The 21,418-nt window shown below is 62.4% G+C and carries 17 protein-coding genes; 9 read left to right on the plus strand and 8 right to left on the minus strand.

Annotated features, from left to right (window positions below; genetic code table 11):
* Window positions 1-31: 31 nt before the first annotated feature.
* From holA to leuS, 3 genes are read right to left on the minus strand one after another with little or no spacing between them, the layout of a single operon-like run.
* On the minus strand, window positions 32-1,087 hold the full coding sequence (gene holA / locus PB2503_RS04220) for a DNA polymerase III subunit delta (RefSeq protein WP_013299987.1): 1,056 nt from the start codon (window positions 1,085-1,087) through the stop codon (window positions 32-34).
* Complete coding sequence (gene lptE, locus PB2503_RS04225; protein ID WP_013299988.1) at window positions 1,087-1,689, minus strand: LPS assembly lipoprotein LptE; 603 nt, start codon at window positions 1,687-1,689, stop codon at window positions 1,087-1,089. Before lptE ends, holA begins: the two co-directional genes overlap by 1 nt.
* Window positions 1,686-4,280 carry a leucine--tRNA ligase gene (gene leuS, locus PB2503_RS04230; RefSeq protein WP_013299989.1) on the minus strand — a complete coding sequence of 865 codons (2,595 nt, stop codon included), beginning with the start codon at window positions 4,278-4,280 and terminating at the stop codon, window positions 1,686-1,688. The genes lptE and leuS overlap by 4 nt, the downstream gene beginning before the upstream one ends.
* Window positions 4,281-4,381: 101 nt before the next feature.
* Here leuS and pxpA point away from each other — a divergent pair, with 101 nt between their 5' ends.
* Genes pxpA through PB2503_RS04245 form a run of 3 tightly spaced genes read left to right on the plus strand, consistent with a single transcriptional unit; the run spans window position 4,382 to window position 6,683 of the window.
* Window positions 4,382-5,128, plus strand: coding sequence for a 5-oxoprolinase subunit PxpA (gene pxpA, locus PB2503_RS04235; protein WP_041535280.1), 747 nt, complete (start codon window positions 4,382-4,384; stop codon window positions 5,126-5,128).
* Entirely contained in the window at window positions 5,122-5,742 is a 621-nt protein-coding gene (locus PB2503_RS04240; protein ID WP_013299991.1) for a 5-oxoprolinase subunit B family protein, read from the plus strand. Before pxpA ends, PB2503_RS04240 begins: the two co-directional genes overlap by 7 nt.
* The gene (locus PB2503_RS04245; RefSeq protein WP_013299992.1) at window positions 5,739-6,683 is read left to right on the plus strand and encodes a 5-oxoprolinase subunit C family protein; all 945 of its coding nucleotides are present in this window, start codon (window positions 5,739-5,741) and stop codon (window positions 6,681-6,683) included. Before PB2503_RS04240 ends, PB2503_RS04245 begins: the two co-directional genes overlap by 4 nt.
* A gap of 39 nt (window positions 6,684-6,722) precedes the next feature.
* Here the strand turns inward: PB2503_RS04245 and PB2503_RS04250 are convergent, their stop codons facing one another.
* A complete protein-coding gene (locus tag PB2503_RS04250; protein WP_013299993.1) occupies window positions 6,723-7,181 on the minus strand; it encodes a DUF3576 domain-containing protein in 459 nt (152 codons plus the stop codon).
* Window positions 7,182-7,380: 199 nt separating this feature from the next.
* On the opposite strand from PB2503_RS04250, the gene PB2503_RS04255 reads away from it, so the two are divergent.
* Window positions 7,381-8,628, plus strand: coding sequence for a porin (locus PB2503_RS04255; RefSeq protein ID WP_013299994.1), 1,248 nt, complete (start codon window positions 7,381-7,383; stop codon window positions 8,626-8,628).
* Here the strand turns inward: PB2503_RS04255 and PB2503_RS13795 are convergent.
* On the minus strand, window positions 8,590-9,249 hold the full coding sequence (locus PB2503_RS13795; protein ID WP_013299995.1) for a thiamine phosphate synthase: 660 nt from the start codon (window positions 9,247-9,249) through the stop codon (window positions 8,590-8,592). The two genes, PB2503_RS04255 and PB2503_RS13795, sit on opposite strands and share 39 nt — an antisense overlap.
* A 9-nt stretch (window positions 9,250-9,258) precedes the next feature.
* Here PB2503_RS13795 and PB2503_RS04265 point away from each other — a divergent pair, with 9 nt between their 5' ends.
* On the plus strand, window positions 9,259-9,939 hold the full coding sequence (locus PB2503_RS04265; protein WP_013299996.1) for a YggS family pyridoxal phosphate-dependent enzyme: 681 nt from the start codon (window positions 9,259-9,261) through the stop codon (window positions 9,937-9,939).
* On the plus strand, window positions 9,936-10,640 hold the full coding sequence (locus tag PB2503_RS04270; RefSeq protein ID WP_013299997.1) for a winged helix-turn-helix transcriptional regulator: 705 nt from the start codon (window positions 9,936-9,938) through the stop codon (window positions 10,638-10,640). The genes PB2503_RS04265 and PB2503_RS04270 overlap by 4 nt, the downstream gene beginning before the upstream one ends.
* Before the next feature lie 4 nt (window positions 10,641-10,644).
* Here the strand turns inward: PB2503_RS04270 and PB2503_RS04275 are convergent, their stop codons facing one another.
* Entirely contained in the window at window positions 10,645-11,901 is a 1,257-nt protein-coding gene (locus tag PB2503_RS04275) for an alkaline phosphatase D family protein (protein WP_013299998.1), read from the minus strand.
* Window positions 11,902-11,948: 47 nt separating this feature from the next.
* Window positions 11,949-13,103 carry a glycosyltransferase family 4 protein gene (locus tag PB2503_RS04280; protein WP_013299999.1) on the minus strand — a complete coding sequence of 385 codons (1,155 nt, stop codon included), beginning with the start codon at window positions 13,101-13,103 and terminating at the stop codon, window positions 11,949-11,951.
* A gap of 422 nt (window positions 13,104-13,525) precedes the next feature.
* Between PB2503_RS04280 and PB2503_RS04285 the strand changes: the two genes are divergently transcribed.
* Window positions 13,526-14,908 (plus strand): NAD-dependent succinate-semialdehyde dehydrogenase, encoded by a 1,383-nt coding sequence (locus PB2503_RS04285; protein ID WP_013300000.1) that lies wholly within the window; start codon window positions 13,526-13,528, stop codon window positions 14,906-14,908.
* Between the two features lie 46 nt (window positions 14,909-14,954).
* On the opposite strand, the gene PB2503_RS04290 is transcribed toward PB2503_RS04285, so the two are convergent.
* Window positions 14,955-16,568, minus strand: coding sequence for an alanine/glycine:cation symporter family protein (locus PB2503_RS04290; RefSeq protein ID WP_202944407.1), 1,614 nt, complete (start codon window positions 16,566-16,568; stop codon window positions 14,955-14,957).
* A gap of 249 nt (window positions 16,569-16,817) precedes the next feature.
* Here PB2503_RS04290 and PB2503_RS04295 point away from each other — a divergent pair, with 249 nt between their 5' ends.
* Both PB2503_RS04295 and putA read left to right on the plus strand, forming a co-directional pair.
* Entirely contained in the window at window positions 16,818-18,242 is a 1,425-nt protein-coding gene (locus tag PB2503_RS04295; protein WP_041535287.1) for a dihydrolipoyl dehydrogenase, read from the plus strand.
* Between the two features lie 86 nt (window positions 18,243-18,328).
* Window positions 18,329-21,418 carry a bifunctional proline dehydrogenase/L-glutamate gamma-semialdehyde dehydrogenase PutA gene (gene putA / locus PB2503_RS04300; RefSeq protein WP_049781985.1) on the plus strand — a complete coding sequence of 1,030 codons (3,090 nt, stop codon included), beginning with the start codon at window positions 18,329-18,331 and terminating at the stop codon, window positions 21,416-21,418.

Below are 21,418 nucleotides of genomic sequence, written 5' to 3' on the forward strand. Positions count from 1 at the left end.
GCTTCACGACTGAGGTCGACCTGAAACGGCCCTAGCCTGGCCGCTGGGCCAGGCGGGCGAGACGAAAGAGGGTGCGCTCGATGACTTCCGTCGCGGGCACCCCTGTCTGTTTTGCCGCCAGATCCGCCTCAAGCAATGTCATCGCCGCACGCTCCAGGTCGCGTAAGGACCATTTCTCCAAGAGGGCGGTAAAGGCGCGTTGCTCGCCATAGAAAATAGGGGGGCGGACGGATTTCATCGCGTCTGCGCGGGGGCGGCCCGCCGCTTCGGCTTCCTTGACCGTCATCAGGCGGGCAAGGCGCCCCTGAAGAATGCGCAAAACCCCTAGCAACGATACGCCAGCGCCGCGGGCGCGGAACAACGCCTCCGACAGGGTGGGGCTATCCCCGCGCAAGGTCAGATCGGCGATTTCAAAGGTGGCGTCCGCTGTGCTCTGCGCCAGGGCCTGGGCGATATCGGTTTCCGTTACCTCCGCCGTTCCCGCCCTGAGGCTCTGAGGGCCCATATAGAGGATCAGTTTTTCGAGTTCGCTGGACAGGACGCCATGATCGTCCCCCATCAAGGTGACGAGGCGCAGGAGGGCGGCATCGTCGATTGACAAGGATTCCTGTTTCAGGCGGGTACGGATCGTTTCGGCAAGATCCTTTCCCTCCTGCGGGTAACAGCCGATCGCCGCCGCAAAGCGACTCTTCTCGCAGGCTTTTCTGAGGGCGCTGGTTTTCTTGAGATCCCCGGCCTCAATGACCACAAGGGCATTCGGGGCCGCCCCTGCTTCGATACGGGTAAGGAGGTGTGTCACCCCCTTTGCCGCCTTTTCCCCCGGCGTCCTGAGACGGATCAGCCGTTCTCCCCCCATGAAGGACAATGCCATCGCCTCATCCGCGAGTTGACCGACACTTTCGATATCGCCTTCACTCAACGAGATCGCGTTGAAGGGGTCGTTCACATCCTCGACAATGTAGTGGCTCAACCGTCGGGCTCTCTCCTGAACAAGGCCCCCATCGGGGCCGTAGAACAATGCCACGGCAACGCCCTTGGGGCGGGCGGTCAACCAGGAACCAATCTCGCCGGTCTTGATCGCGACCATTAGTTCTCGCCAGTCTCGCGGTTGAGTTCATCGGAAAGATTTCCCGGCAGACCACGATCTTGGTCGATCAGATCGGGGACGGGCACGCCCCTCGGCGCTGCGGGTCGACCGGCGAAATATAAGGCCAAGTCACGCTCGATCTTCCCCGCCATCTCCACCGCGGTTCGCCGGACGGCGTCTTCCCTCGCGACATAGGAGGCATACTGACTGGCAACAACGCCATAACTGCTGCGCGCCTGAATAGCGTTCTCATAGACCATCTCGCCGCTGGTCGTGTCGACGAGGCGATAGCGCGCGGTCAAAAGGTAGTCGAAGCGTGTTGTGGCGGCGGCCCGGCTGGTCGCCACGGCGCGCCGACGATCCTCAACGGCGAGGGATAGCTGATAATTTGTGGCGGCCATATCGGAGGGGGGGAGGGTCCGGCCGAGTTCGTCGCGCAAAAGACGGGTGACGTCCGGCGCGCCGTCGATCGAGGCAAGGGAAACGGAGCGTAGGCCGATGGCGCTGCTGCCCTCCCCGTATAGGGGTTTGAAGCCACAGGCCGAGGCGAGGAGCGTAAGGCCAAGGGTCAGGATCAGGGGAAGAGGGGATCGGCGCATCATCCGACCACCACATTGACGATTTTCTTTGGCACAACGATGATCTTCCGTACGGTCTTGCCCGCGGTGAATTTTTCAACTTCGGGCATGCTGAGCGCGGCGGTCTCGATCGTTGATTTTTCGGCATCGAGGGGGACCGTCAGTTCTCCCCGTTTTTTGCCATTGACCTGCACCATCAGCGTTTGTTGGTCGTCGACCAGTAAGCCTCTATCGGCCTCCGGCCAGGGGGCCAGGGCGACAAGCCCCTCGCCGCCGATCAACGACCAGCATTCCTCCGCCAGATGCGGCATGAAGGGGGCCAATAGCCGGCTAAAGACGGAGAGGGCTTCCGCCGCCGTGGCGAGATTTTCCGGCGAGGCCGCCGTGAGGGATTTGAGTGCGCCAAGCAGCTCGTAAAGCCGGGCGATCGCCTTATTGAAGCGGAAATGATCGATATCGTCACTCACGCCGACAATGGCGCTATGGACGGCGCGGCGGAGGGGCGCCTCCCCCGCCGAAGGCTGTTCGGTCGCCCTTAGGAGGACACCCTCATAGCGGCTTGCCAGATCGTAGACGCGCCCGGCAAAGCGGGCCGCGCCCTCAACACCGGATTCGGTCCATTCGACATCCCGCTCGGGGGGGGAGTCACTCAGGACAAAGAACTTTGTGGCATCCGCGCCGTAGGAATCGGCCATGCCCATCGGGTCCACGACATTCTTTTTGGACTTCGACATTTTTTCGATGGAGCCGATCGTAATCGGCTCACCGGTTTTGCGATGCCGCGCCATGTCCCCCTGTTTATCGACATCCTCCGGCGCGACCCAGCCGCCATCGACATCTCGATAGGTTTCATGGGTGACCATGCCCTGGGTGAAGAGGTTCCGAAACGGCTCATCCGTATCAAGATAGCCAAGGTCCTTCATATTACGCGCAAAATAACGGGCGTAGAGGAGGTGGAGAATCGCGTGCTCAATGCCGCCAATATAGTGATCGACAGGCAGCCATGCCGCCGCCTCTTCGGGGGCGACGGGCCGGTCATCCGGTTGCGAGGCAAATCGCGCGAAATACCAGGACGAATCGACGAAAGTGTCCATCGTATCCGTTTCCCGCTGCGCCGCCGTGCCGCATTCGGGGCAGGCGACTTCTCGCCATTCAGCGCAGACATCCTTGTCGAGAGGATTGCCAGGTTCGGCAAATATCGCCGCCGGAACGTCCGGCAGGCGAACCGGTAATTGCGCTTTGGGGACGGGCACGAGGCCGCAGCTGGGGCAGTGGATGACCGGGATTGGACATCCCCAATATCGTTGACGGGACAGTCCCCAATTGCGCAGGCGGTAGACGATGGTGCCTTTGCCCCATCCCATCTCTTCGAGGCGGTCGATGACCTCGCGTCGCGCCGCCTCGATGGTCTTGCCGTCGAGGAAGTCTGAATTGATCAGTGTCCCCGGTCCCGTATAGGCCTCTTGCCGTCCGTCATCCCCTGTCGGGGCATGATCGCGATCGGGGGCGATGACCGGACGGACCGGCAGATCGTATTTACGGGCAAAGTCGAGATCGCGCTGGTCATGGGCCGGACAGGCGAAAATGGCCCCTGTCCCATATTGCATGAGGATGAAATTCGCGACGAAGACAGGGAGTTCCCGGCCGTCAAAGGGGTGCTTGCCGGTAATCGGCAGGCGATAACCCCGCTTTTCGGCGGTCTCGATTGCCTCCTCCGAGGTGCCTGCGGCCTGGCATTCTGCAATGAAGGCGGCAAGGGCGCCGTCGGTTTCGGCAAAATGCGCCGCTAGGGGATGATCCGGCGCAACACCCAGAAAGCTGGCCCCGAACAGCGTGTCCGGCCGCGTCGTATAGACGGTCAGCCCGGCAAAGGGCATATCGTCGTCCCCGCCGGCCGGGGGGCTCAACGGGAAGGTCATTTCCAGCCCTTCCGACCGACCGATCCAGTTCCGCTGCATTTCCTTGACATGGGCGGGCCAGCCATCGAGCCGTCCGTCATCAAGGGCCTCAAGCAGGTCGTCGGCACGGTGGGTGATCTTGAAGACCCACTGGTTCAGCGTCCGGCGTTCCACCGGCGCCCCCGACCGCCACCCCTTACCATCGATGACCTGTTCGTTCGCCAGGACGGTCTGATCGACCGGGTCCCAGTTCACCTGCGCCTCCTGCCGATCGAGGAACCCCGCCGCCAAAAATTCCAGAAACAGCTGCTGTTGATGGCCGTAATAATCGACATCGCAGGTGGCGAAGGAGCGATCCCAATCGAGGCCAAGCCCCATTCGCTTCAATTGATCCGTCATCACCGCGATGTTGGCATAGGTCCATTCGGCCGGATGCTTGCCGGTGGCCATGGCGGCATTTTCCGCCGGCATGCCAAAGGCGTCAAAGCCCATCGGGTGAAGGACGTCATAGCCTTTGGCCCGCTTGTACCGGGCAAGGACATCCCCCATGGCATAGTTCCGTACATGGCCGATATGGATTTTCCCCGAAGGATAGGGGAACATTTCGAGGATATAGCTCTTGGGGCGATCCCCGCTTAGTGAGGCGGCAAATACATTGCTCTTGGCCCACGCGGCCTGCCATTTCGCTTCGATCGTGCGTGGGTCATACTGCGCCATCGTGGGAGTGCCTCCATTCATTCGCGCGGTTGTGGCCTCCTTGGCCCGCCTCGGCAAGGCGCCCGTTGGCCGGGTCGCCCCGACGCCCTATGATCTGTTGGATGAGACCAACGATCGATTTGAATGCCGATGTGGGGGAGGGAATGGGCGATGACCGCGCGCTGATCCCCCTCGTTTCCAGCGTCAATATCGCCTGTGGCGGCCATGCGGGCACACCGGAGACGATGCGGCGGGCGGTCGATCTGGCCGACCGCTCTGGGGTGGGGATCGGGGCGCATCCGGCCTATCCCGATCGTGAGGGATTTGGCCGCAGATCCATGGATCTTTCACCGACGGCGCTCCGCGAGGCGCTGATCTCGCAGATCGAGGCGCTCGTCGATGTCACGACACGGGAGGCTGTCGGTCACGTCAAGCCGCATGGCGCCCTCTATAATGATGCGCATAAGGACAAAGCGCTCGCCGCTCTTATGGTCGATGTCCTACGCATGACGCTTCCCTCGGCGCGGCTCGTGGGGCCGCCGGGGGGCGAATTGGAAGCCGCCGCCATGGCTGTGGGCCTTGTGTTCACCGCCGAAGGATTTGTGGACCGGGCCTATGCCGAAGACGGCTCCCTCATCCCGCGAAGTGAAGAAGGAGCCGTTCTTGTTTCGGAAGCGGATCGGCTTCGTCAAGCGATTTCCCTCGGGCTGAGGCATGAGGTCGAAACCCTGTCGGGCGAAACCATCGGGCTTCGGGTGCAGACCCTCTGCCTGCATGGCGACAGTGACGGTGCGGTCGCCAGCGCCCGCGCGGTAAGAGCCGCCCTGTTGGCGGCGGGCCTCGACATCGAAAGGCCTGGCTTATGCTAACGCTGCATCCTCTGGGGGATGATGCCTATGAGGTGTCTCTCCCCCCCGGTGTCTCACGCGGGCGGCTGGCTGAACGCCTTCGCCGACTGGATCTCTTTGTCGATGTGGTCCCCGGCCTCGACAAATTGGCGGTGAGTTTCGATCCCCTGTCGACGGATCGCCGCCGATTAGAGCGCGCTCTGGTCAATGCCCTCAAGGATCTTCCCTTGGAAGAAGAGGAGCATGGGCCGCCGCTCGTTCTTCCCGTCAGATATGGCGGAGAGGAGGGGCCGGATCTTGAAGCCGTCGCGGCGAGTGGGGGCATGGAGACGGCGGCGTTCATCGCCTGCCATACCGCCCGGTCCTACCCTGTGGCCCTAATGGGCTTTACCCCCGGATTTGCCTATCTGACGGGGCTTGATGAGCGGATTGAGTGCACCCGCCTCGCCACCCCGCGGGTGCGGGTCGCGGCGGGAAGTGTCGGGGTGATCGCCGGTCATACCGGCATTTATTCCCTCGATGGCCCGGGCGGCTGGCCGATTGTCGGCCGCGTCCTTGAGGACTTGTTCTCCCCGAAGGCGACGGACCCTTTCACCTTGGCGCTAGGCCAGACCGTGCGATTTGAGGCGGCGTGAGCGCGGCGTTGACCATCCTCTTCGGCGGTCTTCAGGCGAGCGTCCAGGCGGGACCGCGTCGCGGCCTCAGGCATAAGGGGGTACCGTCCGCGGGGGCCGCCGATCTGCTTTCCCTTTCCCTCGCCAATATTGCCGTGGGAAATGAGGCGATGACGGCGGGGATCGAGATCACGATGGGCGGTTTTGAGGCGCGCTTTCTTACCGAGGCGGTGATCGCCCTGACCGGCGCGCCGGGGGCCGCGCATCTTGACGGAACGCAGGTCCCCTATGGTGAGCCTGTCCGGACCCAAGCAGGCCAGGTCCTCACCATTGCGCCGCCCGGTCGGGGGATGCGGACCTATCTCGCCTTAAGAGGCGGGGTCGACGTGCCCGCCATCTTGGGGAGTCCCTCGACCTATCTTCCCGGTCGGTTCGGCGGTTATCACGGACGCGCTCTTAAGACGGACGACACGCTCAACATTGGACGGGGATCGCGTCGGCGTCCGCGATCCCTTCCCGCCGCCCTGACGCCTTATCTCGAAGCACGCTGGACCTTGCGGGCTGTCGCCGGGCCGGAGCTGTCCTGGTTAAGCCGGGAGGGGATCGGGCGCCTCTTTGGGGGGCCCTTCGGCATCTCTGCGCAAAGCGACCGCATGGGGCTGAGGCTGACCGAAAGCCGCGTCGATGTGGCGGAAACCCGTGCCCTCGCCAGTGCGCCGGTCTTTGGGGGAACCGTTCAATGCCCTGCCGATGGCCACCCCATCGTCCTTCTCGCCGATGGCCAGACCACGGGAGGATATCCTCGTATTGCCCATGTGATCCGCGCCGACCGGCACCGCCTCGGCCAGATCAGGCCGGGGGATACCCTCCGTTTTGAGCGTGTATCGCACAGCCAAGCGCTGGAGATCTTCCGCGCGAAATCGGCCGCCTTGAGGACTCTGATCCCCGCCATCGATTTTTGAGGCAGTCATCACCGCCCGATGGAGGGGCAAAGCCCCAGATTAACTGTCGAGGCTGTTGAGGCGCAGTTCCCGAGCGCGCGAAAGGATCGCGTTTTCAATCTCGCGGGAGGTGGCGGGATTGATCGGCGCATCGACCCATCCCTGCTCGGTCAGCATTTGACGGAACACCGACACGCGCAGGGCATCGGCCCGGAGGGCGGTGTCGAGAATGTACACATTGGTCTTGAACCGCTCAGTCGGCGTCTGGGGATTGCCGTACCAGTCGGTGGTGATGATCCCCGCCATGGGGTCGGCATTCGCCAAGGGCATGAAATCAATGGTGTCGAGAGAGGCCCGCCACAAATAGCGATTGACGCTCGCCGCCACGTCGCCGCTATCGGCGCCGGCAATGAGCGGCATGTCCCGGTTGGCGGAATTCGTGTTCGCACAGGCGGCGAGGACCGCCGCCGCCCCTGCCATGCCGAAAATCTTGATCAAGCGAAGCCGTTCCGGTGACATGCGCGCTAACACCTCTGTTCAACCCCATCACACCTAAAGCGCAGAATCTCTAGGTCAATATTCTTACACGCCGGTCAACGTGACTTCTGCGACACGTTACTCAGTAACTTTATGCTTTCCCACATGATTTTTTCTTGAGGCGGCGGTCGCTTGTGGCAAAGGGCGCCATATAGACCAGGTAGGCAAGGAACAGGGCAGAATGATGATCGCGGTCAAAAGTGCCGTATCGACGGTTCTCGCCGTGAGCTTCATCGCCGTAGGGTCTGCGCTGGCGCAGGCCGATGTCGATGTCGACATCACCGGCAGTGCGACCCTGGTCGTCGGCATCGTTGACGGTGAGGCGGACGCCGACGCGGATATGCGGCTTGGTCTGTCCGGGTCCACCATTCTGGACAACGGGTTGGAACTTGGGCTGTCGGGGAATGTGCGCGCCGATGGGCAACAGGCGCCGACCGCCGTGGCCGGGGGACGCTATTCCTCGCTAACCAATGGGGGCACCCGGGGCCTTGGCGATGACGACCAGGATTTGTTCCTCGAAGGCGCCTATCTCTTTGCGCGGGGCAGCTTTGGCAGCGTGCATCTCGGCCTTGATGACGGCATTGCCTCCCGCCTTGCCGTGACCGCGCCGACCCTGTTCCAATCGGCGCGGATAAATGATTGGCGGACTGACCTTTCGGGGCTCAATGATGTTCATACGATCAGTGACTTTTCCGGTCATGCGCCAAAGATCACCTATATGCCGCCGGCGGGATTTCTGGGGGGGCTGATCGGCCAGGTACAGCTCGGTGTGTCTTATGCGCCGAAATTGGCGGCCTGTGACGCGGATCTCTGCGCCCCTGTCGATGGATTTGCGACGTCGGCCGACGCGGCGGTCCTGGGAGAGGATCGGCGGTGGAAGGATGTTGTCGAAGCGGCCCTCTATTATCAAAAAGCCCTCTCATCGGGCGCGGACCCCTTGCGCCTCGGTGTCAGTGCAAGCTGGTTGAGTGCCGATGAGGAGGGGGAGCCTGGGGGCACGATTTCCTCCGCCCTGCTCGGCGATTATCACGCCTATTCCCTCGGGGTTAATCTCGCCTACGGACAGATGGTTTTGGGCGGGTCGATGAAATCGACCAATGCGTCGTTGAATAATGATCGGGACGAAGACTATCTCGCCTTCGACGCGGGGGTGACCTATGGGTTGGGGGAGTGGAATTTCATGCTCGGCTACGGCAATGCGAATGCCGACCGAGATGCGGCTTTGCTCCTTGGTCCCCCTCCCCCAGCCGTCTTGACCGGCCGTGTCGATCGGGAAACCCAAACAGCTCAGGCCGGTGTCTCCTATGTGTTTGACCATGGGGTCACCCTCGGGGCGTCGGCGCAACTCATTGAGAGCCGGAAGAACGACCAATTGGGCGGGAAAGAAGACTCAGCCGCCTTTTTGTTCGAAAGCGCTATCCGGTTCTGACGATCTGTCCCGGCGCGGCGCGGTTAAGGCCCCGATCACCCCGATCCCCCAAAAGGGCAGCCCGACAAGGCGACGTCCCGTCTCAAGATCAATGCCTCCAAGGGCAAAGCAGGGATAGGGCAGCGCCGCGGCAATTCTTGCCCCCCTCAAGGGCCCGAGGGGGGCCCTGTCGGGATGGCTGGCGGTGGGGAATATCGGAGAGACATAGCCAAGATCGGAATAGGCAAGCCGCCCCTGATGCCCCTGCCGCAAATCATGCACCGGCCAGCTTGTGCGGTGCCGCCCATGGGTTGCGTGGCGATTGGGCCAGGGGGGGCCGCCGCGCCCTGCGCAGAACAGCAAATGTCCCCTGCTCTCAAGGATAGGGATCAGACGACAGAACAGCCCTCGCCGCGTCGGATCGTCGAGGCCGTAATGGCGGAATATCACGGCCACCGGCCCCTTTAATGCCCGGGCGGAGGGCAAGCGCGACATCACCTGGCAAAGATCGCCCTGTCGTCTGTCGTCGGTGAAAAGCGCAAGGGCGAAGGGGGGAAGGGCCCCCCGGCGCGGCGGTGCCGCGTTCCGCAGGCGCCAGGCTAATTGGGACAGGTGCCTGACATTATGCGCAATATCGGCCATGCAGTCGACATGACAGAAGACGATGTGATCGCAAACTACGAACAGGTTCAATCGCGGATCCGCCGCGCCGCGCAGGAGGCGGCACGGTCCCCCGACGCTGTCGAGTTGACGGTGGTTTCAAAGACCTGGCCGACCGAGAAGATCAGCCCCCTTCTCGCCCATGGTCATCGGCGGTTCGGTGAAAATCGGGTCCAGGAGGCGCAAGCGAAATGGCCCGCGCTAAAGTCAGCCTATCCCGATTGTTGCGTGCACCTGATCGGCGCCCTCCAATCCAATAAGGCGGCGGATACGATCGGTCTATTCGATGTGGTCGAGAGCCTTGATCGCGAGAAGCTCGTCCATGCGTTTCGCCGGCTTGCCGATGACGGTGCCCGCCTGCCCGCCTTTTTCGTGCAGGTGAATACAGGGGAAGAGGCCCAGAAAAGTGGCGTCCTGCCTGCCGATGCGGTGGCGTTCGTCGATTGGTGCCGGAATGACCAGCACCTCGATATTCTCGGCCTCATGGCTATTCCGCCTCAGGACGATCCCCCTGCGCCGCATTTCGCCCTGCTTCATGAACTCGCCGCCGAGGCCGGCGTGTCGGCGCTGTCGATGGGGATGTCAGGTGACTATGAGACGGCGGTCCATCTTGGCGCGACGATGGTTCGGGTTGGATCGGCGATATTCGGGCCGCGGGGAACGCCGCAGTGAGCGGGATAATTCGCCTCCATCTCGACGGCGCTGCCCCCGATTGGCGCGCGGCATTGGTTGAACCCTTTGAGTCGATCGACGACATTGCGTGCCTTGAGGCGGGGTTGAGCGAGACCGATATCCTCGAACAAGCCGATGCGATCCTGGTCGATGGCCGGCATGAGGGAGCGTCCGTCGCTTGGCGAGAGGCGGGGTTTTCAGGGCCGATCCTCTGTCTTGGCGGCGCCCCCAATGCGGAGGGGGAGGCCATCTTATCCCTCTCCCTGCCGCTGCGGGTCGTCGAATTGGCCGCGCGTATCAGAGCCGCGGTGAGAAATCATCAGCGATCGGACGGGGCGGCCTTTGCCTTTGGGCCCTACCATTGTCGTCCGGCGGAGCGTGCCCTGGTCAGGGAAGGGGAAGAGCCGATCCGTCTTACGGATCTCGAAGCGGGCATCCTCGATCATTTGCACAGGGCCGATGGTCGGCTGATGAACCGCGATGAGTTATTGGCTCGGGTGTGGGGATACAAGACCGGGGTGACGACCCACACGCTGGAGACCCACATTTACCGATTGCGCCAAAAGATCGGTCGCATTTCCGGTGTGTCCGGCGGCATTGTGACCGAGGAGGGGGGCTATCGCCTACTCGACGCCAGAGACATTGGCGGTGCCCCCGGCCCGGAAGACGAACAAGGGGCGCCTCCCGGACACAGCGAATAGGCTGTCAGTCAGAAATTTGCAGCTCCGCAAACGACACCTTGATCGCCTGGGCGGGCGCCCCCGTCGCATCGGCGAGGGACAGCGTCACCATCCGGCGCGACCAGTCGATGTCGATCAGACCGAAATTCGCCTCATACATCATCGGGCCAAGGCGGTTCGGTCCGGCCTCCATCCGGGTTTCGCCGCTTTGCGCGCGCCAGACCGAGGCTGGGGCATTGAGGGACGAAGAGGTGATTTCGTAAAGCGGATAGGGCAGGGCACGATGGGTTTTATAAAGCCCGCCGGCGTGGCGGTCGCCTGACAACAGGATGACATGCTCCGCCCCCGATGCGCCGATCGTATCATACAGGCGCTGGCGTTCCGCCGGCAGCGTGTTCCACGCCTCCCAGCCATGGCCTTCGGCGATGACCTGGATGGAGGACACAATGATGCGGAGATCGGCGGGCTTCTGGAGTTCCTTCACCAGCCAGGCATATTGCGCCTCGCCGAGCATCGTCTTGGACCGGTCGGGATCGGGGAGATATCGCTCCTTCCCCGGCGCATTTCGCTGATCGGTGGGCAGCAGGTCGTCCCTGAAAAAGCGGGTGTCCAGCAGGATGATCTGCACACGCTCCCCCGACGGGCCGACGATGTCGCTTGTATAAACGCCGTCCCGCGCGCGGCGTGGATCGTCCGCAGGCAGGGCCCAGGCCTCTTCGAACAGGGCTTCGGTCCCATATTTCAACGCAAAGGTGCCGCCCGCATCGTTGAGGCCGTAATCATGGTCGTCCCATACCGCCATGACCGGCACATTTGCCCGAAGGGAGGCAAAGGGTGTGCTCTTGGCGAGGGTATTATAGGCGGAGCGGAGCTCGGGCATCGCCGGGTCACCTGAATAGATATCGCCGTAGACATTGTCGCCGATAAACAGGAACAGATCGGGGTCGCTCGCTTCGACCGTCTGCCAGATCGACTGATCGTCTTCTTGTTTGAGGCAGGAGCCGAAAGCGATCCGGGTCAGCCGTGTCTCCGGCGGGAGCGGCTTTGACAGCATCGGAATGATCGGGGTGAGGGTGAGCGAAGGGCCGGACGCGCTGGCCTGCCCCGGCCTTAAATCCGTGGGGCCTGTGTCGGCATCGCCCGGCTCGGCAGATGTCGTGCTTCCGGTGTTGGCGGTTTCACCTGCCATGGGATCGGTCGGCCCCACCGGGGCGGTGGTTTCGCAAGCGGCGAGAGCGAGGACGGCGAGGCTGATACCGAGTGTGCGGGCAATCACGGACATGGAACTCCCTCCCAAATGACGATGTCCTACCGTCCCGCGATGACGCTTCAGTGACAATCCCCGCTGAGCATTGTTTCGGCAAGCGCGATCACCCGCTTCGCATTCCCCGTCCAGGTCAGATCGCGGTCCACGATCCGCTTTCGGGCTGCGGTGCCCAGGCGATGTCGTCGATCTTTGTCCCGGATGAGGGAGGCAAGTGCTAGATGGAAGGCCGTCTCGTCATCGGGGGGGATGAGAACGGCCACTTCTTCATCGGCCACCTCACGGATATTGGGTTGGTCGGGGGCCAGCACCGAAAGACCCTGCGCCATATATTCCTGGAGCTTGAGGGGGGAGGCATAGGGCGTCACCGCCGGCTGGAGCGCAATGTCCATCGCGGCCAACAAGGCGGGGATCTCTGTCCACGGTTTGGCCCCGATCAAATGGACGCGATCCTCAAGCCCCAGATCGACAGCCAGTTGCCTTAACGAGGGGAGGGCGGGACCATCCCCCACAAGGAGAAGCGCGGTCCCAGCCCCGTCCGGGCTGCTCATAAAGGAGAGGACCCGATCCATGCGGTGCCATTCCCGAACGAAGCCGGTAAAGCCGAGGACGACAGATTGCTGAAGGCCAAGACGCGCACGCCAGTCGGCGCCATCCTGCGGTTCGAGAAATTCGGGGCGCACGCCATTGCCAATGGGGTGGATGCGGTCTTCGGCCACCCCTTGATCGGCAATCATCCGTCCCAGGACGGACGTGACGGGAAGGACCGCATCGGCGCTTTGCCAGATCCGCCTTTCCGAGCGCGCGGCCAGGGGGGGGAAATGCAGCGCGTCGGTGGCGCGCCGTTCAGCGACCAGCGGCGCATTCACTTCCAGCAGAAAAGGGCAGCCATAGGTGCGGGCCACCCGTCCCCCCGCCGGATAATAAAGGTTGTAGCGCTCGTAGAGGACATCCGGCTGGAACCGTTTTGCGACCCGCCGCAGGCGGGCCTCGCCTATCACCGCATAGGCGATCTCGGCCGCTTCATAGAGGGGGCCGGGCAAGACCTGGGTGACATGGGTGGAGGTGAGGGGGCGGGGCGCGGTGCCCGGTTCGCTTTCCCCTCCCGGACCGACGATGAGCACTTCATGACCAAGGGCGCTGAGCGCGTCGGTTAGTCCATCAATATGGATGCGCTGGCCATCGTCGGATTTCGTGCGATGGGAGTAGAGAATACGCATTGGGGGAGCCGCTCCAGGAACCTCCGCATGACCCTAGACGGGCGAATAATGAATATTTTGTCGGGTCCATTGTAAAAAAAGCAAAAACAACGAGATACCACTTTGCTACGCAGAGTGATTGCTGTAGCGCGCAGTCCCAGATTTCTAGAAGCCTCGATGTATGGGGCGCGTTCAACACAGCTATTTGGTTACAAGACGTCGGCGCTTTCCTTCGGGGATTGAGGGCGGATTTTTCCGCTTTCGTCATTGGGCTCTCGTCTTCCCATATCCGGCCGCGCATCCTCTCTCTCCCCCCTTAGGGGCGCGGACCGGTCAGGGGCCGTTGCTTTAGGCGACGGCCCCGCTCTTTCTTTCCGTCCAGGGGGAGGGGATGCAGTTCGCGCCGTACGGCCTATGCTCCTGTCAGGTCGAAGGAGATGACGATGGCCATTCAAACCCTCAATCCCGCCACCGAGGAGGTCGAAAAAGTCTTCGATGCTCTCTCTGATGACGCTGTGGACAAGGCGCTGGACCGTGCCCTGCACGGCCAGTCGCAGCTCGCCGATTTAGGCGTGGAGAAACGCGCGAGCCTTCTTGCCGAGGCAGCAAAAGTCTTGGATGCGAACAAGCTGGCCTATGGCCGCATCATGACGACGGAAATGGGCAAGCCGCTGAAACAAGCGATTGCAGAGGTCGAAAAGTGCGCCTGGGCGTGTCGATATTATGCCGAGCACGGACCCCGCTTTATGCGTGACGAGCGCTTCGAGGTCGACGGCATGACCGCCTATGTTCGTCACCTCGCCCTGGGGCCGATCCTGGCGGTGATGCCGTGGAACTTCCCCCTGTGGCAGGTCTTTCGCTTTGCGGCCCCCTCGATGATCGGCGGCAATCCGGGTCTGCTCAAACACGCCTCGAACGTCCCGCAATCGGCCTTGGTGATCGAAGATGTACTGCGCGAGGCGGGCTTTCCCGAGGGCGCTTTTCAAACCCTCCTGATCGGCTCGGGCAAGGTTGAGGCCATTTTGCGGGACCGCCGGGTACGCGGCGCGACCGTCACGGGCTCCAACCCCGCCGGCAGCGCGGTGGCGAAGGTCTGTGGGGAGATGATCAAGCCTACGGTCTTGGAACTTGGGGGCTCAGACGCCTATATCGTTCAGCCTTCGGCGGACCTTGACAATGCGGTGACCCAGCTTGTCCTTGGACGGACACAAAATAACGGTCAGTCTTGTATCGCTGCCAAACGGTTTTTGATCCACGACGATATCTACGACACTTTCCGCGAGAAATTAGCGGCGAAATTTGCGGCCCTGACCATTGGTGATCCGATGGAAGAAGCAACCGATATCGGCCCCCTGGCCCAGAAACAAGGGCTGAGCGATATCGTCAAGCAGGTCGAGGAGAGCCTCAAAGCCGGTGCGGCGCGGGTTGTGGGGGCCGAAGCGGTCGAGGGGCCGAACGGCGGTAAAGGCTATTGGTTCGCTCCCGGATTGATCGAGGCGATCCCGCAGGGCTCCCCCGCCTATGAGGAAGAAATTTTCGGTCCCGTGGGCCTCATGTTCCGAACGACAAGCCTCAATCATGCGCTGGCACTCGCCAATGCGAATAATTTCGGATTGGGCTCGGCCATCTTCACCACCGATAAGGGCGATATCGAGACCGCGGTCGAGAAACTTGAGGCGGGGGCGACGGCGGTGAACCGCATCGTGGCCTCCAATCCGCACCTGCCCTTTGGCGGGGTGAAGGAGTCCGGCTATGGGCGGGAGCTGTCTCGCGATGGATTGATGGCTTTTGTCAATCGCAAGACCGTGACCGTGAGCGGGCTCTAACCCCTCCTCCATGGGTGGCCGATCCTCCAACGGCCCCCCGCAGCCGTCAGCGGGAGTCCGGGTCTGGGACGGGGGTCGCCCCTTCGGGGCTTGGCGCCTCGTCCACCCCGGAGGGCGCAATGACCCCCTTCTGGAAATATTGCCGTGTCAGCCGGAAGATCAGGGGGCTGAGCACGATGAGCGCAACGAGATTCGGCGCCGCCATCAGACCGGTGAGGGTATCGGCGACGAGCCAAAACAAATTCACGATATTCGATAGATCTGTCGGCGCTTCGATGACCGCGCCATTGACGGTGACGACGCCATTCATGAGGACGAGATCACCGGGGGGCAGGGTGACGACTTCACCGCCGCTGAGGGCGGGCGCGTTGTCGATCAACAGGATTTCCCCCTGCCGGGCGATGGTCTGATCCGGCGATACTTTGATCGGCGCGTCCTCCAGGGCGAGGGTGGCGGCGCCGCCGAAGACGACCAGGATCCAGCTGATCTTGAAGGGCAGGATTGCGCGTTCGCTGAAGAGAAAGGCGGCACATCGCTCTCCGTAGTAGGACCAGCCGAGAATGGTGGTGAAGGCGAATACTGAGAGACTGATTGCGACGATGTGTTTCCCCACCCCTGTCAGGGTCGCATCGAAGGCAGCGGCGGTTAGCGGGGCGGCGGTATCGCACCCGGCAGGCTGGCCGCTCGCCAGAAAGACATCGAGATTGAGCGTCGTCGGCAGGCATTCCTGGGCAATCACGCCAGAGGTGAGGATGACCAGGGCGGTGATCGTGCAGACAATCAAGGTGTCGATGACCGTGCCCAGCATCGCAATAATGCCCTGATTGACGGGGTCCTCATTTTTAGCGGCCGCATGGGCGATCGGCGCGGACCCCTGTCCAGCCTCATTGGAGAAGATCCCTCGGGCGACGCCAAAGCGCATGGCGTGAAGCAGAAGGCCGATGGTAATGCCTGTCCCTGCGGCATCGATCCCAAAGGCGCCTTCGAAGATGCGGCTGAACGCTTCGGGGACGTGGCTGACATTGAGCCCGATCACAAGAAGCCCGGCGCCCAAATACGCGATCGCCATGAGCGGCACGAGGCGCGAGGCGACGGAGGCGATCCGGGTCACCCCGCCCAAAATCACGGCACCCGCGCCAAGGGCGAGGACGATCCCTGAGATAATCGGCGGGATCGAATAGGTGGAGTTCAAGGCATCGGCGACGGAATTGGACTGGATCGACGCGCCTGTGCCCCAACTCGCCAGAACGCCGAAAAGGGCGAAGAGCACGGCAAGCCAAATCCATGACTTTCCCATGCCGTTCTTAATGTAATACATCGGGCCGCCGACGTGATTGCCATTGGCGTCGATCTCGCGGAACCGGACCGCCAGAACCCCTTCGCTGTATTTGGTCGCCATGCCGACGATCGCCGTAACCCACATCCAGAACACGGCGCCCGGTCCCCCAATGGCAATGGCGGCGGCCACACCGGCAATATTCCCTGTGCCAATCGTCGAAGAGAGGGCCGTCATCAATGCACTGAAAGGGCTGATATCGCCTTCGCGGTCCTCGGGCCGAGGGCGGAATAATTGTCCCACGGCATAGGGCAGCTTTCGGATCGTCATCAATCTGAGGCCGACGGTGAGGAGAAGCCCCGTTCCGAGCAGTAGCGAGAGCATGGGAACGCCCCAAACAATTCCGTTTACGAAACGAATGGCATCTTCCATATTGTTGGGCCCCGCGCTGTCACAAAAGCGTCAGCATATGGCGGCGACAGCGCCGGTGTCCAGCGCCAGGCGATAAGGGCCCCTGAGGCGGGGAACGGCCCGCCGCGAACCGAGAGGTTCGGAAAGAGAATAGCAGGGGCGGCGTTGACGCCTCGTCATCCCGTCTATGTCCTTGATGGAAATCATTTTGCCGGGAGGATTATGGGCCCCGACCTTCATTGCGACGTTGCGATTATCGGGGCTGGGACGGCCGGTATCAGCGCAGAACGCAGCGCGCGGCGCCAGGGCGCCCAAACCCTCCTCATCGACCCCCATTTCGCGGGGACAGTCTGCGCGCGCATTGGGTGTATGCCGTCCAAATTGCTGATCGCGGCAGCGCAGGCGGCGCATGGGGCCCGGACGGCCGGCCCCTTCGGCATCAGGGGGGGAGAGGTTCGGGTCGACGGCGCGGCGGTGATGCGGCGGGTTCGCGCCCTGAGGGATGAGTTCGTCGCCGGGGTGAAGGACAGTTTTGAGGCATTGCCAGACGGCACAACGGTCAAGGCAGCGGCCCACTTTACCGGTCCGAACTACATGACCCTCGACGATGGGCGCCGCCTCTCGGCCCGCGCTTTTGTTCTCGCCACCGGCAGTCATCCGGCGGTGCCGGATGCTTTCGCCGCGCTTGGAGATCGACTGGAGACCAACCAAACGATCTTCGAACGGGAAACCCTGCCGGAGAGCCTTGCCGTGGTCGGGGGCGGGCCCCTTGGCCTCGAATTGGCGCAGGCGATGGCCCGACTTGGGGTCGAGGTCACCGTGCTTGAGGCCTCGGATCGTCTTGCGGGGATCGCGGACCGGCAGTTGGCGACCAATTTTTACGACCGTCTTTCAACGGAGATGACGATCCACCTGAAGGCGGAGGTGACCCCCCGACGTGTCGATGACGGCGTCGTGCTCGAATGGGCGGGTGGTTCCCTCAAGGCCGAACGGGTTCTCCTGGCGATCGGTCGCCCCCCGAGCCTTGAGGGGCTTCATCTGGCGGCGGCAGGCCTGACCCTCAAGGAGAATGGCGTGCCCGACTACGACCCCCGGACATTGAGATGTGGCAAGTCAGCCATCTTCATTGCGGGGGACATGACCGGGGAGCGGCCGCTCTTGCACGAAGCCTCGGCTGAGGGGACGATTGCCGGCGCCAATGCCGCCGATCCTGACCATACGGCGCCCTCGCACCGGCTCGTCCCTTTTTCGATGGCTTTCACCCATCCAGGGGTGGTGTCGATCGGAGAGGTGGCGGATCGCGCCGACGCGCGCACTGTGGTCGGCTATGCCGATTTCGGCACACAAGGGCGGGCACGCGTAGAAAACCTAAATGTCGGCGGGGCCCTTCTCTACGCCGAGCCGCAAACCGGACGTCTCATCGGTGCCCTGCTGGTGGCCCCCATGGCCGAGCATCTCGGACATCTCCTCGCCTGGGCCATCGAGGCGGGGGAGACGGCCCCCACGCTGCTGGACAGACCCTTCTATCATCCCACCTATGAAGAGGGATTGAAATCTGCGCTGCGTGACATCTGTCAGGCCTTGGAGAACGGGGTGCCGAAAGACCGGGACGATTGGGATCGGCCGGGGGACCATTCGGACGGATAGAGCAACGCGGTGCGCTGCCTTGCGTGTGGGGGGAATGTCCCCCACGCCGGGGCATTGAAAAACGACGATGATTGGAGGCGACGAAAATGTCCTTGCCGGTGTTCAATGCTGACTATGCCCCCGACGATTTCGCTTTCGCCCGGTCGTTATTGGCCCGTAATGCCATCCCCGACCCCCAGAAGGCAAAGATCAAGAAGCGTGCCCTCCGCTATGTCGAAGCGATCCGCCATGCGCCCAAGGGCGCGGGGCTTGAAGACTTCATGCAGGAATATTCGCTGTCGACCAAAGAAGGCCTCGCCCTCATGGTTCTTGCCGAGGCGCTGTTGCGGATTCCTGACGAGGAAACCCAGGACAAGCTGATTGCCGATAAATTGGGGACCGGCGATTGGGAGGCGCCCGACGGCGATGAGAGTTGGCTGTTGATGGCGGCCAGCTGGGGCATTGGGCTGTCCGCGCGTATCGTCCGTCCGGGCGATACGCCCGGCGGCGTGATCCAAGGACTGATCCGACGGGTCGGGGGTCCGGCGGTCCGGGTCGGTACCCGTCAGGCCATGAATTATCTTGGCCGCAACTTCGTCCTGGGACAGACGATTGAGGACGCCCTCGATCGCGCCCGAAAGCAGGAAAAGAAGGGCTATCGCTATTCCTACGATATGCTGGGCGAGGCGGCACGGACATATGACGATGCCGAGCGCTATAGGGAGTCCTATGCCGGGGCGATAGCCGCCATCGGTCAGCGGGCCAAGGCGAATATGCCCCCCGCCGACCGGCCGGGGATCTCCGTCAAGCTTTCGGCGCTAACGCCGCGATACTTCCTCAAGAATAGCGAGGAGCTCTACGAAAAGCTCCTGCCGATGGTCCTTGCGCTCGCCGAACAGGCCAAGGCGGAGGACCTGAACTTCACCATGGATGCCGAAGAAGCCGATCGGCTGGAGGTATCCCTCGATATCTTCCGTGCCCTTACCGAAGCGCCGTCTTTGGCCGGGTGGGACGGCCTCGGGCTCGCCGTGCAGGCCTATCAGAAGCGGGCGCCTGAGGTGATCCAATATGTCGACACCCTGGCGAAAGAGAGCGGACGACGGTTCACCGTTCGTCTGGTCAAGGGCGCCTATTGGGATACTGAAATCAAGCGCGCCCAAGAGCGGGGGATTGAGAATTTCCCAGTCTTTACACGGAAAACCGTGACGGATCTGTGTTATTTGGATTGCGCTCGTCTGTTGCTCGATGCGCGGCCCCGTCTGTTCCCGCAATTCGCGACCCATAACGCCGTGACCATGGCGGCCATCGTGGAGATGGGGGGGAACGATGGATATGAATTCCAGCGCCTCCATGGCATGGGCGAGGTTCTCTACGATGCCCAGGTCCACGATGACGGTATCCCCGTCCGTATTTACGCGCCGGTGGGGGGGTATAAGGACCTTCTCGCCTATCTAGTGCGGCGGATGCTTGAAAATGCCGCCAATTCCTCCTTCGTGGCGCAGATTTCCGACGAGCGGATATCGAACGACGATCTCCTCGAATTGCCGCAGGATGAGTTGCGGGAATCCGTCGATCTCGGCGAGGCGCCGATCCATCCGTTAATCCGCCTGCCCCACAAACTCTATCCATTACGTCCCAACAGCGCGGGGCGGGAGCTTGGGCATCGTCCCCACCTGGCCGAGCTGTCAGAGGCGATCGAGCAATTCCGTGGGCCCTATGAGCCGCTGCCGGCGTTGATCAACGCGGAGGCGTATCGGCACGAAGGGGCGCTCCACCCGATTAGAAACCCGGCGTCGACGGAAAAACCGATTGGAGAATGGCGGGTTTCCGGCACGGCGGTGGTCGATCATGCCATGTCGGTGGCGCATGACGCCTTCCCCAAATGGAATGCCCGACCCGTGGAGGAGCGGGGCCAATTGCTGCGCGATTTTGCCGACCGGATGGAGGCGCAGCTTCCCTATCTTGTCTCGATCATCGCCCATGAGGCCGGTCGCACCGTGGATGACGGGATCGCCGAAGTACGGGAAGCCGTCGATTTCTGCCGCTATTATGCACAGCGTGCCGAAGAATTGATGGTCGACCAGGAAATGCCCGGTCCGGTGGGTGAGCTCAATATGTACCATCTTGAGGGGCGGGGCGTCTGGGCCGCCATCTCGCCCTGGAATTTTCCCCTTGCGATCTTTGTCGGCCAAATTGCCGCCGCTGTGGCGACGGGGAATACCGTGGTGGCCAAACCCGCGCCGCAGACCCCCTATATCGCCTGGCGTGTGATTGAGATGTGGCACGAAGTCGGCTTGCCGGCCGGCGTGGTCAATCTCGTCCTTGGGGCCGGCGAGACCGGTCAAGCCATGATCAATCACCCCGCCCTTGCGGGGGTGGTCTTCACCGGCTCCGTTCCGACGGCCAAAGCGATCAACCGTGCGCTCGCCGAGCGGGAGGGGCCGATCGTTCCCCTGATCGCTGAAACCGGCGGTATCAATGCCATGATCGTCGACTCAACGGCTCTCCCCGAACAGGTCGCTGACGATGTGGTCGGCTCGGCTTTTCGGTCGGCCGGACAGCGCTGTTCGGCTTTGCGTATTCTGTATGTGCAGGAAGATGTGGCCGACCATATGCTGGAGATGATCCAGGGGGCAGCGGAGGCGCTGAAGATTGGTCCCCCTAAAGACCTTTCGGTGGATATGGGACCGGTGATCGACACCGATGCCGTCGAACGTCTCGATGCCCATTGGAATGAGATCTCGGCCAAGGGAAAAGTCCGGTATAAAGGCCAAGCCCCCGAGGGCGGGACGTTCTTTGCCCCCCGTATTGTAGAACTTGAGAATTTCCGAGATCTTCAAAGCGAAGCATTCGGTCCCATTCTCCATGTCTGCCGGTGGAAGCCCTCGCAACTCGATGAGGTCATCGCCTCAATTCACGAGACGGGCTTTGGGCTCACCTTCGGCATCCACTCTCGTCTCGAGAGCCGCCAACGCCAATTGGCGGCGGCCGCGCCGACAGGAAATGTCTATATCAATCGGAATATGGTGGGGGCGATCGTCGGGGTTCAGCCGTTCGGTGGCCGCGGCCTTTCTGGGACGGGACCGAAAGCCGGGGGCCCCCTTTATCTCACCCGGTTCTGCGAAGAAAAGCATGTGTGTGAGAACACCACAGCGGCGGGGGGCAATGCGTCGCTGATCGCGCTCAGCGACGAATAA

The sequence above is a fragment of the Parvularcula bermudensis HTCC2503 genome, assembly GCF_000152825.2.
Taxonomy (GTDB): domain Bacteria; phylum Pseudomonadota; class Alphaproteobacteria; order Caulobacterales; family Parvularculaceae; genus Parvularcula; species Parvularcula bermudensis.